This is a genomic window from Streptococcus mitis (assembly GCF_003942995.1).
Classification (GTDB): Bacteria; Bacillota; Bacilli; order Lactobacillales; family Streptococcaceae; genus Streptococcus; species Streptococcus mitis_CV.
In genome coordinates this window covers 97254-113358 of the sequence record NZ_RJOH01000004.1, presented here as the reverse complement: position 1 = coordinate 113358, position 16105 = coordinate 97254, and the positions used below count along the sequence as shown (strand labels likewise).

Genomic DNA, 16105 nt, shown 5'->3' with positions numbered 1-16105 from the left:
GACTAGAAAAAACAAAGGAGAAACCATGTCTCAACTCTATGATATTACCATTGTAGGTGGTGGTCCTGTCGGTCTTTTTGCAGCCTTTTATGCCCACCTACGCCAAGCCAAGGTCCAAATCATCGACTCTCTTCCACAACTAGGTGGACAACCTGCTATTCTCTATCCTGAAAAGGAAATCCTAGACGTACCAGGTTTCCCAAATCTGACTGGAGAAGAATTGACCAACCGCTTGATTGAACAACTAAACGGCTTTGATACCCCTATTCATCTCAATGAAACGGTTCTTGAGATTGAAAAACAAGAAGAAGGATTTGTCATCACAACTTCTAAAGGAAGTCACCTGACTAAAACAGTTATCATCGCTATGGGTGGCGGTGCCTTCAAACCACGTCCTCTGGAACTAGAAGGCGTTGAGGGCTATGAAAATATCCACTACCACGTTTCCAACATCCAGCAATATGCTGGTAAGAAAGTGACGATTCTTGGTGGAGGAGACTCAGCTGTGGATTGGGCTTTGGCTTTTGAAAAAATTGCACCAACTACCCTTGTACACCGCAGAGATAATTTCCGCGCCATGGAACACAGTGTCCAAGCCTTGCAAGAATCATCTGTGACCATCAAGACACCATTCATCCCTAGCCAACTCCTTGGAGATAGAAAAACGCTTGACAAGTTGGAAATCACAAAAGTTAAATCTGATGAAACAGAAACTATTGACCTAGACCACCTCTTTGTCAACTATGGTTTCAAATCTTCTGTTGGTAACCTNAAAAACTGGGGTCTGGACCTCAACCGCCACAAGATTATCGTCAATAGCAAGCAAGAATCTAGCAAAGCAGGTATCTATGCTATCGGTGACTGCTGCTACTATGAAGGAAAAATTGACCTGATTGCAACAGGGCTTGGAGAAGCACCAACCGCTGTTAACAACGCCATCAACTACATTGACCCAGAGCAAAAAGTACAACCAAAACACTCTACTAGTTTATAAAAAAAGAACCACGAGTCACATAGGATTCGTGGTTTTATAGTTCATCGGCTAATTTGTTTATCTTTCTGAGTCTGTGGTTGACACCACTTTTTGTAAGGGGAGTGCTAAGACTATCTGCCAACTGCTGGATAGAGTAGTCTGGGTGCTGAATCCGCAACTGCGCTACTTCCTGCAAATCCACTGGCAGATTTTCTAAACCCATGATATCTTTGATTTTACTGATATTGTTAATAGTCTTCATGCTGGCAGAAACTGTCCGAGCGATATTAGCTGTTTCAGCATTATTGGCCCGATTGAGGTCATTACGGGTTTCTCGTAAAATCTTAACCCGCTCAAAATCATCACGCGCCTGCATGGCTCCGATGACAATCAAGAAGTCCATAATATCTTCGGCTCGCTGGAGATAGGTCACAGCTCCCTTCTTGCGCTCAAGCACCTTGGCATCCAGCAAAAACTGCTGGAGAAGAGAGGCAATCCCTTGCGCGTGATCCAGATAAACCGAACTGATTTCCAACTGGTACTTACCTGATTCAGGGTCACGAATGCTTCCATTTGCCAAGAAAGCGCCACAAAGATAAGCACGACCGGCTTCCTCGTCTGATAAAATCTCCTCATCAATACCTGTTTCCAGGCCAAAGAAAGAGTCTGCCAAGTGCAAATCACTCAATAAGTCCTGCACCTTTTCATCTGTAAAAACGGTATAGACCCGATTCTTACGAAGATTACTTCTTTGGTGGTGTCGGATTTCCGATTTGATTTCGTAGAAATGGAGAAAGGACTCATAGAGGTGACGAGCCAGTTTGGCATTTTCTGTCACGACAGACAAGGTTAGGCCCGAGGTCGAGAGACCGATGCTACCAGACATCTTGATAATGGCAGATAATTCATGCCGGCTTAGATGGTGCTGACCCAGAATTTCTTCTTTTACTGCTACTGTGAAACTCATTTTCTCACCTGTATAATCCGCATCAACTCATCCACGATCAAATCTCCATCGTGGAAGGCACCTCCATTTTCCAGACGAAGGAAGTTAGATGAAATCACGCGCGGAACTTGCTTACAAAGACCAGCAAAATCATGTTCCACCTGCACCAAATATTCATCAAACCGGTTGGAATTCATGTATTCCTGAGGAACTTTTTCAATATTCACCAAGACAGTGTCGATAAAAGGTCGGCCAAGGTGACGATGCAAGACTTCCACGTGATCACTATCTGTAAAGTGTTCCGTCTCCCCACGTTGGGTCATGATATTGCAGACATAAGCGATTTCTGCCTTGGTTTCCAAAAGCGCCTGCCCGATTTCCTTAATCACGATATTGGGCAAAATAGAGGTAAATAGAGAACCAGGTCCGAGGACAATCATGTCACTTTCAAGAATGGTCTGCACTACTCGACGGCTAGCCAGAGGCGTATCATCGTTGAGGGTATTGGTCACATAGACATGGTCAATCATGCCTGGATGGTCTGCAATATGGCTCTCTCCAGCCACCTCTGTCCCATCCTGAAAGACTGCATGAAGGGTCAAGGGATGGTCACTGGAAGGATAAATCTTCCCAGTTGTGTGGAAAAATTTGCTCAATAACTGCATGGCATTATAGGTCGAACCCTGCATCTCTGACAGACCTGCAATGATGAGATTACCCAATGGATGGCCAGCAAAGGCTCCCGCATCCTCAGAAAAGCGGTATTGAAAGACCTTTTCATAAAACTTAGGCATATCCGACATGGCCACAAGGACATTGCGAAGATCACCTGGCGGTGTCAACTGCTGCATATTTTTTCGGAGTTCACCTGATGAACCACCATCATCCGCCACCGTTACGATAGCTGCGATTTCCACATCTTTTTCACGCAGACTTTTAAGAATGACGGGGATCCCAGTCCCTCCACCAATCACCGTTATCTTTGGTTTTCTCATGAACGGTTTACCGTTTCCTTTCTTCGGTCTTTGTCGCGATGCCCTTCATTGACAGGCCAAGTCTTGGATAAGTCCTGCGCCAAGCGTTTAGCAAAGGCCACACTACGGTGCTGCCCCCCCGTACATCCCATAGCAATGGTCAAAACGGACTTCCCTTCCTTTTGGTAACTTGGCAAAATCGGCTCAATCAAGGCCAACAAATGTTGATAAAAATCTTCTGACTCAGGATGATTCATGACATAGTCATAAACTGGCTCATCCACACCCGTTTGGTTTCTCAGTTCTGGTAGGTAGTAGGGATTTGGCAAGAATCGGACATCAAAGACTAAATCTGCATCAATCGGGATTCCATATTTAAAGCCAAAAGACATGACTTCGATACGGAAAGACTGGGCTTGTTCCTGATCCGCAAACTGCTCTGCAATGGTTTTACGCAGTTCACGTGGAGTGAGTTCTGTCGTATCCACAACATTTTGGCTCATGTTTTTCAGTGGTGCTAAGAGTTCACGTTCCAGCTTAATTCCATCCAAAATCCGACCGTCAGCTGCTAGTGGGTGACTTCGTCTGGTTTCCTTGTAACGAGCGACCAATTCCTTATCGGCTGCATCCAAAAAGAGGATTTTGAAATCCAAATCATCTTGATTTTCCAACTCATCCAAAACAGCTTGAATCTCTGAGAAGAAAGAACGGCTACGCATATCCACTACCAAAGCTAACTTATGGTCGTCTTCCTTTGTTTCCACCAACTGCAAAAACTTAGGCAAGAGGGCTGGCGGCATATTATCAATAGTGAAATATCCCAAATCTTCGAAGGACTGAATGGCAACTGTTTTCCCTGCGCCACTCATCCCTGTTACAATCACCAAGTGAAGTTGTTTCTTTGTCATCTTTTTCTCCTTATATCAAAAGAAGTTTGGCAACACCAAACTTCAACTAGCTTATCCAATCTCTGCGATGACTTCGATTTCGACTTTTACATCACGAGGAAGACGAGCTACCTCTACTGCTGAACGAGCTGGAAATTCCTCTTTAAAGGCCGTTTGGTAAACCTCATTAAAAGGAACAAAGTCGTTCATATCGCTCAAGAAGCAAGTAGTTTTGACAACATGGTCAAAGTCAGTTCCCGCTTCTGCCAAAATAGCACCGATGTTTTTCAAGACCTGTTCTGTCTGTTCTTGGATCGTTTCTCCAACGATTTCCCCAGTTTCAGGAGAGAGAGGAACTTGACCACTAGCAAACAAAAGGTTGCCAACGATTTTTCCTTGAACATAAGGCCCGATAGCCTTTGGAGCTTTATCTGTATGAATTGTTTTTGCCATTTTCTTTTCCTCACAATTTTTCTAAGATTGCATTCCAAGCCTCATCCATCCCTGCCTTGCTGACAGATGAAAAGAGGATGAAATCGTCACTTGGGTCAAAGTTTAATTTCTTTTTAATTGCTGATTCATGCTTGTTCCATTTACCACGAGGAATCTTGTCCGCCTTTGTCGCCACAATGATGACTGGAATCTCATAATACTTGAGAAATTCATACATCTGCACATCATCTGCTGACGGATCATGACGGAGATCAACTAGACTGACTACTGCACGGAGATTTTCCCGAGTCGTTAGATACTCTTCAATCATGCTCCCCCACTTTTCACGTTCCTTCTTGGAAACGCGGGCATAGCCATAACCAGGCACATCCACAAAGCGCATCTTATCATCGATGTTAAAGAAGTTGAGAAGCTGGGTTTTACCAGGTTTCCCCGATGTACGAGCCAGATTCTTACGGTTCAGCATGGTATTGATAAAGCTAGATTTACCAACATTTGAACGTCCTGCTAGAGCAATCTCTGGCAGTTCATCCTGCGGATAGTGGGATTTATTAGCCGCACTGAGCAAGATTTCAGCATTATGTGTATTAAGTTCCATAGTCACCTCTAGGCTGTTTCTAGGATTGGTTTATCCGTTCCATCAACAGCTTCTTTAGTAATGCGAACCAATTTCACATTTTCCTGACTCGGCACTTCAAACATGACATCTAGCATGGTTTCTTCGATAATCGAGCGAAGACCACGCGCACCAGTTTTGCGTTCGATAGCCTTATTGGCGATTTCTTGAAGGGCTTCGTCGTCAAATTCCAACTCAACATCATCATAAGAAAGCAAGGTTTGGTATTGTTTGACCAAGGCATTTCTTGGCTCTTTCAAGATGCGAACCAAGTCATCAACCGTTAATTGCTCAAGAGCTGCAAAGACTGGCAAGCGTCCAATCAACTCAGGGATAATACCAAATTTTTGAATATCTTCTGCGATGATTTCTTGCATGTATGAGCTATTTTCATCAATCGCCTTGTTATTTTGACCAAATCCGATGACTTTTTCACCCAGACGTTGTTTGACGATTTCTTCAATACCATCAAAGGCACCACCCACGATGAAGAGGATATTTTTAGTATCCACTTGAATCATCTCTTGTTGCGGATGTTTGCGTCCACCTTGAGGCGGCACGCTAGCAACGGTTCCCTCGATAATCTTGAGGAGGGCTTGTTGCACCCCTTCACCAGAAACATCACGTGTGATAGACACGTTCTCACTCTTCTTGGCAATCTTGTCAATTTCATCCACATAGATAATACCACGCTCTGCACGTTCAATATTAAAGTCAGCAGCCTGCAGGAGTTTGAGGAGGATATTTTCCACATCCTCACCGACATAACCAGCCTCAGTAAGAGCTGTCGCATCTGCAATAGCAAAAGGCACATTCAAGCTTTTAGCCAAGGTCTGGGCCAAGAAAGTTTTCCCTGAACCAGTTGGGCCAATCATCAAGATGTTTGACTTCTGCAAATCCACATCTTCTGACTCTTCACGCGTATCGTGGAAATTGATGCGTTTGTAGTGGTTGTAAACCGCCACTGCTAAGGCACGTTTAGCACGATCTTGACCGATTACATAGTGGTTCAAGATATGGAGAAGTTCGATTGGTTTTGGAACTTCAGACAAGTCTGCCAAGACTTCTTCCGCCAACTCCTCCCGAATGATCTCCTGGGCTAACTCCACACATTCATTACAGATAAAGGCGTTGTTACCTGCGATTATTTTTTGTACTTCTTCCTGGCTTTTGCCACAAAATGAGCAATAAACCATCATATCATTATTCCTATTTGTAGGCATGATTTCCTTCCGTTCTATTCTTTTTATACTGTCATTCTATCTAAAATAAGGTCATGTAAAAAGCATGGACACTATTGACCAAATTGGTAAAGGCATTTAACCAGAGCAGGACAGAAAGTCCATAGCGCTTTTTACGAAAAGCCTGTGCTCCTGCAAGCAAGCAGACCAAACACAGCATGGCTGTGAAAAAACCAAATAAACTACGTTCCATTAGACTTCCTTTCTCTTGCGGTATTGGATGGTAAAATCATAAGGATTTTTCTCATCTTTGGTATAGGATTTGCTTGAAACTGTCTCAAAAATAGACAAGTCAAACTCTTCAGGGAAATAGGTATCTCCCTCCACCCGAGCATGGATTTGAGTGACAATTACTTCATCCAAATAGGGTTCAAAAGCCTGAAAAATCTGCTTTCCACCAATAATATAGAGATTCTTTTCTTGAGCCTGATACCAGTCCAAGACAGACTGGACATCATAAAAAGTGGTAACCCCATCTATCTTTTCTTCTGGGTTACGAGTCAAAATCAAGGTCTCCCGTTTTGGAAGCAGACGACGCCCCATTCCATCAAAGGTCACACGTCCCATCAAGATAGCATGATTCAGAGTTGTTTCTTTGAAGTGTTGCAGTTCTGCTGGCAAATGCCAAGGCAGACGATTGTCCTTACCAATCACACCCTCTTCATCCTGGGCCCAAATAGCTACAATTTTCTTAGTCATGCTTCCATCCTTTTCACTGATAGTACTATTTTATCAAAAAACTCAAAAAAAGACTGGTTTGGAATAGCTTACAGAATAGAAAAAAATCCGTAAGAGGCATCCTACAGATTTTTATATGATTATTCTATTTCTTACAAACCAGGTGCTTGTCCAAGTTCTGCCGCAAGCATCCAAACCGTTTTCTCAAGTTCAGCTTTAGCACCAACAAAGATATCGTTTGTCACATCATCACCTTCTTCATCAGTAACATCCAAAGCTTTTTGGAACAGAGTGATGAGATAACGATAAACATCTAGGACACGTTCCAAGCTTTCTTCAACATTACGGTATTCACCAGCTTCTTCTTCGATTTCACTATGTTGAAGGAATTCTGTCAAAGTAGAGAATGGGCTGCCACCAAGTGTAATCAAACGTTCGCTGATTTCGTCAAGATAGCCATCAAGGCTGTCCATGTATTCATCCATTTTTGGATGCCACACAAGAAAACCACGACCGCGCATATACCAGTGTACTTGGTGCAAAGCAACGTGAGCTACGTACAAATCAGCAACAGCTTGGTTCAATACTTCCTTTGTTTTTGCCAATGCTACTGGCGCTACTTTTGTCAATGATGTTACGTCTTTTACTGCTTCTTTTTTCAATTCTACCATTTTATTTTACCTCGTTTATTATTTTTTGTAACCACTTCTTAATGATTACTACCTTAGTATACTACTAAGTAAAACCAATAGCAAGCCAAATGACTCACATGAGAAAAGTTGCAATAGACTGATAATTTAAGAATTTTTTAGAATGAAACCCAGTCACTTTCAATCTCTCTTAACAGAGATAAAATAAAGAAAAGAGCATACAAATGTACACTCTTTTCTCAGTTTTACATCTTAATACCAGACGCTAACATCCACACGTCCTCGAATCCCTTTAAGAGAGTCAGATGAAGTATATTGCCATCCTTTTTCTCCTGAATAATGAGGATTATTCCAATCAAGCGCATCCGTATAAGCTGCAACCCAGTTTACATGTTGTAAAATATTTGGATGATTCAAACGAGTTTGCAAAAGTTGACGATAGCTATAAACTTTCACGTTTTGGTAACCAGCATGCTTCATGGTTTCCATATACTTATTGATAATTTTAACCCAAGTAGCTGTGTCAGTCGGAGCTTTCTTGGTCTTATTTAAATACTCCCAATTTTCAACATCATAGTAGATTGGATAAGACAGGTTCATCTTATATTTCTTCAAGAGTTCAATAGTCTGTTTGGCATCATTCTCAGCATCTGTTTCATTTTCTGCATAGGTATAAAGATAAACACCATAAGGAATGCCTAGTCGATTAAATTCTTGAATATTATAAGCTAATTCTTTATCTTCTACACCACTATATCCCAAGCGAACAATAACGCCATCAACCCCATTTTCCTGAATAACCTTTTTCCAATCACTAATGCGGCCATTATGCTCACTGACATCAATAACCTTCTTAGCACGGTCAGTTCCGACCTGTTCTTCACGATGGTTAAAGAAATAACGGTGTCCATTTCGATAAACCCAACCAACATTCAAGTCTTTCTTTTCTTTTAACTCACCTGAGTCAGAAAAAATATAGCGAGCATCATCCATGACTAATTCACCAGTAGCCATAGCACCACTTCCTGTCAAATAATAGTTTCCATGCCACTCATCTTGAGCCATGTAACCCCACTTCTTGAAATAGTACCACTTGCCGTCTACCTTTTGCCACTCTTGATTAGCATAAGAGCCATCAGATTTGAGATAGAAGTAAGACGAATAGGCTGGATCATAAAGCCATTCATTTTGCATCATGGCACCTTGACCATTCAAGAAATAATTTCCCTGCCATTGACTTTTAGCCATATAGCCCCACTTCTTAAAATAGTACCATTTCCCTCCAACAGAATGCCATTCCTGGTTAGCATAAGAACCATCGGATTTCAGGTAAAACCAATTCTTATAGGCGTTATCATAAACCCATTCATTTTTGGCCATATAACCACCTGATTTTAGGTAGTAATTGTCCTGCCACTCATTTTGAGCATAACGACCGTCTGACTTAATATAAAACCAAGCCTTATAGTAGTTATCAAAAATCCACTCACTCTTTGCTTTGGAACCATCAGCCTTTACATAATAATCCCCATCCCAGTGGGCAGAAGCATTGGTCTTTACTCCTGCGCTCGTTTGAGTTTTATTAGAAGACTGATTTTGCTCTGAACTACTTGAAACTGTCGTTGCATCCTGCGAAGTTTTTGCTACTTCAGTTTCATTTGCAGCTACATGACTAACTGCCAAGCCGAGCAAACAGATACTTGCTAATCCAATTTTTCCAATCTTTGTTTTCAATCTTTCCTCTCCTATAAAAAATGGAACAGACATCTGAATGCTGTTCCACCTAGCTTTTGCTACTGATTATTTTACAAAGTCAAGCAAAGCCAAGAAGCTTTCTGCTTCAAGTGACGCACCACCTACAAGGGCACCGTCAACGTCTGGGCAAGCCATGTATGAAGCAACGTTTTCAGGTTTAACAGAACCACCGTATTGAACACGAACTTTGTCTGCAACTTCTTGACCGAAGTCAGCAGCTACAACGTCACGAACAACTTTACACATTTTTTGTGCATCGTCTTGTGAAGCTGATTTACCAGTACCGATAGCCCAGATTGGTTCGTAAGCGATAACTGATGCAGCAACTTGTTCAGCAGTCAATCCAGCCAATGCAGCAGATACTTGAGCACCTACGAATTCAGCAGCTTTACCAGCTTCGTAAGTTTCAAGTGACTCACCACAACAGATGATTGGAAGCATACCGTTTGCAAAGATTGCTTTTGCTTTTTTGTTGATATCTTCGTCAGTTTCATGGAAGTAGTCACGGCGTTCTGAGTGACCGATAACAACGTAGTCAGTACCGATTTCTTTCAAAACTTGTGGGCTTGTTTCACCAGTGAAAGCACCTGCATTTTCAAAGTAGCAGTTTTGAGCAGCAACTTTAAGGTTTGAACCTTTTGCAGCTGCAAGAACCGTTGTCAAATCAAGAGCTGGAGCTGCGATACCTGCTTCAACAAGATCTGATGAAGGAAGTTTTGATGCAACTGCTTCAACGAATGCTTTAGCTTCTTCTGGATTTTTGTTCATTTTCCAGTTACCAGCGATAAATGGTTTACGTGACATTTCACATACCTCTTTTTTCAATTTATTTTCTATTTATTTTATCACAATTAGACACAGCTTGCAAATCTTACTCGGATTTCAATCCTGCTTACATGGATTAATCCTTCCAGAGATCCATGGCATTTCTGAAATCTGCAGATACCTGTGTCAACTGAGGATTGCTGACTTCTCTCTCTGCCCGCTTAGCCTCAATTTGAGCCACACTCTTGATTCCTTCATGGCGCCAATTTCTCAAAATGGCCTGAATGTACTTCCAATTTGCTTTTCCATTCAAAACAGCTTCACGAAGAGCTTCCTTAATCAAGTCAGCACTGGTCCCATCTTCTTTTAGTGTCTTGGTCAAATCTTCAATTTCAAAAGGTGTCAACAAACGTCCTAATTCCTGCTGGAAGATTTCTACCAAATCCTTGAGCTGGTTTTGAGGTGTCAACTGATCTGAATTCGAATGAGCAACTCCAAGCAAGTCATCCAAACGTTCCAATGCCAAACTAGCATCAAAAAGCAATTCGATTTCGCCATTTAATTCGATAGTACGATACTGAAGCAGTCCCCTCTCCGTCAGATTGGAAATGGCCTGATTGACATCCGAAATTTCCTTACCAATCCTTTCAGCAATCTGGCTTGGCGACATTTCTTCTAAGCCTGTCGTATTTTGCAAATAGAAAAATTGCCAGACCAGAAAATCGTCGCTGGAAGGAAAGAGTTCCTTAAAATGCAAGAGCAGGGCACTCGGTAAAACCAAGTTCCCTGATTTAAAAGCGTCTAAATATGTCATAATTCCTCTTATAAATACCCAAATGCAGATGCATCATCTTCTATTTTTCTCCAGTCAAAAGGCGTCTCCTGATACACCGCATAATTCACCCAGTTACTGAAAAAGAGGGCTGCTGATGAAGACCAACAAAGACAAGGTGTCTGGTTGACATCATCATCCTTAAAGTAATTTTCTGGAATATGTGGATCTAAACCTGCGTCACGATCTCTAAAATACTCTTTTGCCAAGGTATCACGGTCATATTCCAAATGCCCAAAACTATAAATTTCTCGCAAATCACGACTAGCCAAAATTGAAACCCCAACCTGTGGCCCTTCTGATAAAATCTCGAGATTGGTTTTGTTTAAGACCTCTTCCTTAGAAATCTCCGTGTGCCGAGAATGAGGGGAAACGTAGCTATCGTCAAAGCCTCTAAAGAGAAGGTGTCCTTCTTTTAAAGTATCCTGAGGATAGATACCTGATAATTTATTGTCCATCTGGTATTTTTCCACCCCATAACGCAGATAAAGACCAGCCTGAGCACCCCAGCAGATATGAAGGGTCGAATAGACATGGGTCTTGGACCACTCGATTACCTGGCTGAATTCCTCCCAATAGTCCACTTCCTCAAATGGTAAATGCTCAACTGGAGCACCCGTGATTATCATCCCATCAAAATACTCATCCTTGACTTCAGGAAAAGTTTTATAGAAGGTCTCCATGTGCTCTGAACGAGTTGTCTTAGAACGGTGACTTTCCATATAGAGAAAATCAATATCCAGTTGCAGGGGTGTATTGGCCAAATGGCGTAACAACTGGGTTTCTGTGACCATTTTCTGTGGCATGAGATTTAAAATTAAAATCTTCAAAGGACGGATATCTTGGTGGGCAGCACGTTGATCATCCATGACAAAGATATTCTCTGTCCGTAAAATCTCAACAGCTGGCAATTTTTTATCAATTCGAATCGGCATAACCCTCTCCTAACTGTACTTTTCAGGAATCATTGCATATGTTTGAAACTCTTCGAAAATCAAATTCAAACCGCGTCAACGTTGCCTTGCCGTACTCAAGTACAGCCTGCGGCTAGTTTCCTAGTTTGCTCTTTGATTTTCATTGAGTATGAAACTAAATCTCAAACACTTAGTCCTTTTATTATACTGCAAGAAGATATAGTTTTCAATTATACTTTTTCTCTAACTAGCTATAGTCTATTTTTATATCCTAATGTAGAGAAAACAGCCCTAGGGACTGTTTTTCATTAATAATGCATAAGAACTTTGTAATCGTAGTCACCGATTTTTTCACGACCGTTCAATTCATCCAATTCAACAAGGAAGGCACAACCTGCTACAACACCACCAAGTTTTTCAATCATCTCGATAGTTGCCTTAACAGTTCCACCTGTTGCCAAGAGATCATCTACGATAAGAACACGTTGACCTGGCTTGATGGCATCCGCGTGCATAGTCAAGGTATCAACACCGTACTCTTTTTCATAGTCAGCAGAAATGACTTCGCGTGGCAATTTACCTGGCTTACGAACAGGCGCGAAACCAATTCCTAACTCAAAGGCAACTGGACAGCCCACGATAAAACCACGAGCCTCAGGACCTACAATCATGTCTATTTTCTTGTCAGTGGCATACTGAACAATTTCACGAACAGCGTAGCTATAAGCATTCCCATCAGCCATCAAAGGACTGATATCACGGAAGGTAATTCCTTCCTTAGGATAATTTTCAATTGTTGCAATGTAATCTTTTAAATTCATCTTTTTCTTTCTTTCAAAGTTTTTACTCTCTATTATAGCATATTTTTTAAGAAAGAAAAAAGGAAAAGTTAACTTCAATGATTATCTAACGATTTGACGATTTATGACTAGCCATAGCAATAAAGCCCAAGTTCTTTTTATTCTTATTAAACATTTTATACATAGTTAAAAACTGCTTTCTATTCTCCTTTTTACAAGCATTTACACAAATTTTCAAGGTTCCTAGCCAACCTTCGTCATAAATCATACCCGATAATTTCATTAATGTCATTTCACCAGTCAATACTTTCACATCACAATAACCTGATTCTATCATCACCTCTTCCCAACCATCTTGAGTTAAAGGACCTACATTTACATGAATTGCTTGTGACAGTTCCTGTCTGACAGACTCTTTAGCTTCCTTAAGAAGCACATCATGTGTCAAGAGAAGACCTTCAGGTTTTAAAACCCTTAGATACTCCTTTACACATTTTTTCTTAGCTTGATCGGCTTGCATAGTCAGCATAGCTTCGTTTATAACAATATCAAAACTAGCATCTTCATAAGGAAGTTTCATTGCATTTGCTCTTTCAAACCTGATCAAATGACCAACACCTGCCGTTTCAGCAGATTTTTTAGCCACTTCTAAAGCTTGAGCATCCATATCAACAGCAGTTATCTTACAACCAAAACGCTGTGCCAACTCAATTGCTGTAGTTCCCCTATTACACGCAACCTCTAGTATTCTCTTTTCTTTTGAAAATCCTCCTTCTGCAATTAACCAATCTGTGGCACGTTTTCCACCTGGACGTAAGCGTTTTTTCCCCAATTTTGCTAAAAACTTATGACCTGCTTCTGACATTTGAACACCTCTGTTTTTTCTTCATTATAACATAAAATGATATTATCTGACAATTCTAATCTATTATTTGATAAACTAGAATCAAAAGCATACAAGCTGCCATGACTATAGAATAAATCTATTAATCACCTATCTAGTTCGAATTTAATTGCTCACGTAGTTTACGCATATAGGTTACAACTACTTACTTGTACTTTAGAGTTGCCGGCCTCCTTATCCGCTATATACGCTTTACTATCACGTGCCTATTCGTATAGCCAAGATTTCTCTATCTCTTTCTCTGCCGATTCTTATTTCCAGCGTCAGACTTAAACAGTCTATCCTAATGCCGTTCGATCAGCTACTCACAATAGTCAGGCTGGGGAATTACTTTTGGGTTTACTAGTATATGGTACCCACAGAGGACTTACACATCAGATGAACGGAATGCCCGTCGTACCTAAAAAAACGAGCACTTTCGTACTCGTCCTCTGATATAAACTACTGATTAAAGTGAGTTTACGTCAACTTTGATACCAACACCTTGAGTAGTTGTGATAGTCAAGTTTGTTACGTAAGTTCCTTTAGCTGTAGCTGGTTTTGCTTTTTGGATTGTTTCGTTGAAAGCTTTGAAGTTTTCAACCAATTTTTCAGCTTCAAATGATACTTTACCGATGATTGCTTGAACGTTACCTGCACGGTCAGCACGGTAAGTGATTTTACCACCTTTAGACTCTTCAACTGCTTTAGCAACATCCATAGTTACAGTACCAGTTTTAGGGTTTGGCATCAAGTTACGTGGTCCAAGGACACGTCCAAGACGTCCAACAAGAGCCATCATGTCAGGTGTAGCGATAACTACGTCGAAGTCCAACCAACCGTCGTTGATTTTAGCAACAAGGTCATCTTCACCAACAAAGTCTGCACCAGCAGCTTTTGCTTCTTCAGCTTTTGCACCACGTGCGAAAACAAGAACGCGTGAAGTTTTACCAGTACCGTTTGGCAATACCATTGCTCCACGGATTTGTTGGTCAGCTTTTTTAACGTCGATGTTCAAGTTGTAAGCAACTTCTACAGTTGCGTCAAATTTTGCAAAGTTAGTTTCTTTTGCAAGTGCTACAGCTTCTTCTACGCTGTATGCTTTTGTGCTGTCGATTTTCTCAAGAGCAGCACGAAGTTGTTTGCTTTTTTTAGCCATTTTCTATTCTCCTTGTAAGTGGTTCAATCGATTTTCATCTCCCACGTCACTCCTCGAAATGATGAAGTCTTGCGGGTTTTCAGTCTATTATTTTTCTTTTCCTACTTCGTTAAGCTCCCTTGCTGTACCCAAGTACAAGCTTCAGTCACTTGCCTAGTATGAAAAGTAACTAATAGACTGCTGTGAGATTTTCTACTGTGTTATTGATTAGTCAACAACAGTGAATCCCATAGAACGAGCAGTACCTTCGATCATACGCATTGCAGACTCTACGTTTGCTGCGTTCAAATCTGGCATCTTAGTTTCTGCAATTTCTTGTACTTGTGCACGAGTAACTGTAGCAACTTTAGTTTTGTTAGGTGTACCTGATCCTTTTTCAACACCTGCAGCTTTTTTCAAAAGAACAGCAGCTGGTGGTGTTTTAGTGATGAAAGTAAATGATTTATCTTCGTAAACTGAGATAACAACTGGAATGATCATACCAGCTTGGTCAGCTGTACGAGCGTTGAACTCTTTTGTGAATCCCATGATGTTGATACCAGCTTGACCAAGAGCAGGTCCAACCGGTGGAGCTGGTGTAGCTTTACCAGCAGGGATTTGCAATTTTACAAGTTTTTCGACTTTTTTAGCCATTTTTAAATCCTCCTTTGTGGTTTTGGCGGTAATTAGAGATTTTTACCTCCCACAAGTATGCTTTACACATACTCATCTATTATACACTATTTATCTATAATTGCAAGAGAAAAGTTTATTTTTTATACTCAATGAAAATCAAAGAGCAAACTAGGAAGCTAGCCGCAGGCTGTACTTGAGTACGGTAAGGCGACGCTGACGTGGTTTGAATTTGATTTTCGAAGAGTATTAATCGACGTAATCTCCGCCTTCAAAGCCATAGTATTCTTCCAAACTGAGACCACTCTCTGCAATTTCTTTGGCTTCTTTTCCGACATAACGAAGGTGCCATTCCTCAGCCATATATCCCGTTTCTTTTTCTTTACCTTTGAGATAACGGACAACAAAGCCATAATCAGCTGCATGGTCCAAGAGCCATTGGGCTGCTTTTTCTTCTGTTACTAAATCACCATCAGTCCCAATAACATCAAAGGCCAAGCCAGTTTGGTGCTCGCTATAGCCAGGCCGAGCAGAATAACGATCGGCTGCTGCCTTCCCATCTTGGTTGACATAATCTTGATAGAGCTTAGTCTGAGTTTCATAACTTCTAAAACCACTGTAATGATCGCTAATAGGGAAACCTGCCTCTTGCATTGCTTTGATGAGTTTGAGCAATTCTGCCTTGGCTGTCGGATTTTCCCCTGGATTGTAGTCTTTAGACAATGGATAGTGTTTATTGGCTACGATGATTTCATCGTATTTCCCTTGGATGCTGTAGTAGTCTCCTTTGTTAACCACTTCTGCTTTTTTCTGGGCAGCTCCTTTAGACTTACTGCCAACTGTTCCATCAGCTTTAGCAGTTTGCTCTGTCTTAGCTGAGCCATCTTCATTTTTTGCTTTTTCTTGTGAACAAGCTGCTAGACTCATGGCTAGCAAAGCTGTCAAGATAAGGTATCTTTTTTTCATC

Annotated in this window: 19 protein-coding genes; 1 reads left to right on the top strand and 18 read right to left on the bottom strand. The window is 41.2% G+C overall.

Features of this window, described 5'->3' with window-relative positions; all coding sequences use genetic code 11:
- Window positions 1-25 precede the first annotated feature (25 nt).
- Window positions 26-994, top strand: a complete 969-nt coding sequence (locus D8836_RS04225) for an NAD(P)/FAD-dependent oxidoreductase (RefSeq protein WP_125393244.1) — start codon at window positions 26-28, stop codon at window positions 992-994.
- Between the two features lie 34 nt (window positions 995-1028).
- Here the strand turns inward: D8836_RS04225 and whiA are convergent, their stop codons facing one another.
- From whiA to ldcB, 18 genes are all read right to left on the bottom strand, one after another.
- Window positions 1029-1940, bottom strand: a complete 912-nt coding sequence (gene whiA / locus D8836_RS04220) for a DNA-binding protein WhiA (RefSeq protein ID WP_033684109.1) — start codon at window positions 1938-1940, stop codon at window positions 1029-1031.
- Window positions 1937-2914 (bottom strand): YvcK family protein, encoded by a 978-nt coding sequence (locus D8836_RS04215; protein ID WP_001231075.1) that lies wholly within the window; start codon window positions 2912-2914, stop codon window positions 1937-1939. The genes whiA and D8836_RS04215 overlap by 4 nt, the downstream gene beginning before the upstream one ends.
- Entirely contained in the window at window positions 2911-3801 is an 891-nt protein-coding gene (gene rapZ / locus D8836_RS04210; protein ID WP_125393243.1) for an RNase adapter RapZ, read from the bottom strand. The genes D8836_RS04215 and rapZ overlap by 4 nt, the downstream gene beginning before the upstream one ends.
- Before the next feature lie 51 nt (window positions 3802-3852).
- A complete protein-coding gene (locus D8836_RS04205) occupies window positions 3853-4233 on the bottom strand; it encodes a RidA family protein (protein ID WP_001140420.1) in 381 nt (126 codons plus the stop codon).
- A gap of 10 nt (window positions 4234-4243) precedes the next feature.
- Complete coding sequence (gene yihA / locus D8836_RS04200; RefSeq protein WP_125393242.1) at window positions 4244-4831, bottom strand: ribosome biogenesis GTP-binding protein YihA/YsxC; 588 nt, start codon at window positions 4829-4831, stop codon at window positions 4244-4246.
- 8 nt (window positions 4832-4839) lie between these two features.
- Window positions 4840-6072: an ATP-dependent Clp protease ATP-binding subunit ClpX gene (clpX, locus tag D8836_RS04195; RefSeq protein ID WP_012972566.1), complete on the bottom strand. Its 1233-nt coding sequence runs from the start codon at window positions 6070-6072 to the stop codon at window positions 4840-4842.
- Between the two features lie 40 nt (window positions 6073-6112).
- Entirely contained in the window at window positions 6113-6283 is a 171-nt protein-coding gene (locus D8836_RS04190; protein WP_000442274.1) for a hypothetical protein, read from the bottom strand.
- Window positions 6283-6789 carry a dihydrofolate reductase gene (locus tag D8836_RS04185; RefSeq protein WP_000162457.1) on the bottom strand — a complete coding sequence of 169 codons (507 nt, stop codon included), beginning with the start codon at window positions 6787-6789 and terminating at the stop codon, window positions 6283-6285. Before D8836_RS04185 ends, D8836_RS04190 begins: the two co-directional genes overlap by 1 nt.
- 131 nt (window positions 6790-6920) lie before the next feature.
- On the bottom strand, window positions 6921-7439 hold the full coding sequence (locus D8836_RS04180) for a Dps family protein (protein WP_000229886.1): 519 nt from the start codon (window positions 7437-7439) through the stop codon (window positions 6921-6923).
- Window positions 7440-7670: 231 nt separating this feature from the next.
- The gene (gene lytC / locus D8836_RS04175; protein ID WP_125393241.1) at window positions 7671-9185 is read right to left on the bottom strand and encodes a choline binding-anchored murein hydrolase LytC; all 1515 of its coding nucleotides are present in this window, start codon (window positions 9183-9185) and stop codon (window positions 7671-7673) included.
- A gap of 33 nt (window positions 9186-9218) precedes the next feature.
- Window positions 9219-9977: a triose-phosphate isomerase gene (tpiA, locus tag D8836_RS04170; RefSeq protein WP_000087893.1), complete on the bottom strand. Its 759-nt coding sequence runs from the start codon at window positions 9975-9977 to the stop codon at window positions 9219-9221.
- Between the two features lie 97 nt (window positions 9978-10074).
- Window positions 10075-10752: a DnaD domain-containing protein gene (locus D8836_RS04165; protein WP_125393240.1), complete on the bottom strand. Its 678-nt coding sequence runs from the start codon at window positions 10750-10752 to the stop codon at window positions 10075-10077.
- Between the two features lie 8 nt (window positions 10753-10760).
- Complete coding sequence (gene metA, locus D8836_RS04160; RefSeq protein WP_001122715.1) at window positions 10761-11705, bottom strand: homoserine O-acetyltransferase MetA; 945 nt, start codon at window positions 11703-11705, stop codon at window positions 10761-10763.
- Window positions 11706-11992: 287 nt separating this feature from the next.
- Window positions 11993-12505: an adenine phosphoribosyltransferase gene (locus tag D8836_RS04150; protein WP_001049318.1), complete on the bottom strand. Its 513-nt coding sequence runs from the start codon at window positions 12503-12505 to the stop codon at window positions 11993-11995.
- A gap of 85 nt (window positions 12506-12590) precedes the next feature.
- Window positions 12591-13349: a class I SAM-dependent methyltransferase gene (locus D8836_RS04145; RefSeq protein ID WP_125393238.1), complete on the bottom strand. Its 759-nt coding sequence runs from the start codon at window positions 13347-13349 to the stop codon at window positions 12591-12593.
- Window positions 13350-13836: 487 nt separating this feature from the next.
- Window positions 13837-14526, bottom strand: a complete 690-nt coding sequence (gene rplA, locus D8836_RS04140) for a 50S ribosomal protein L1 (protein ID WP_001085675.1) — start codon at window positions 14524-14526, stop codon at window positions 13837-13839.
- Window positions 14527-14733: 207 nt separating this feature from the next.
- Window positions 14734-15159, bottom strand: a complete 426-nt coding sequence (rplK, locus tag D8836_RS04135; RefSeq protein WP_001085807.1) for a 50S ribosomal protein L11 — start codon at window positions 15157-15159, stop codon at window positions 14734-14736.
- A 228-nt stretch (window positions 15160-15387) separates the two neighbouring features.
- The gene (gene ldcB / locus D8836_RS04125) at window positions 15388-16104 is read right to left on the bottom strand and encodes an LD-carboxypeptidase LdcB/DacB (RefSeq protein WP_125393237.1); all 717 of its coding nucleotides are present in this window, start codon (window positions 16102-16104) and stop codon (window positions 15388-15390) included.
- Window position 16105 lies beyond the last annotated feature (1 nt).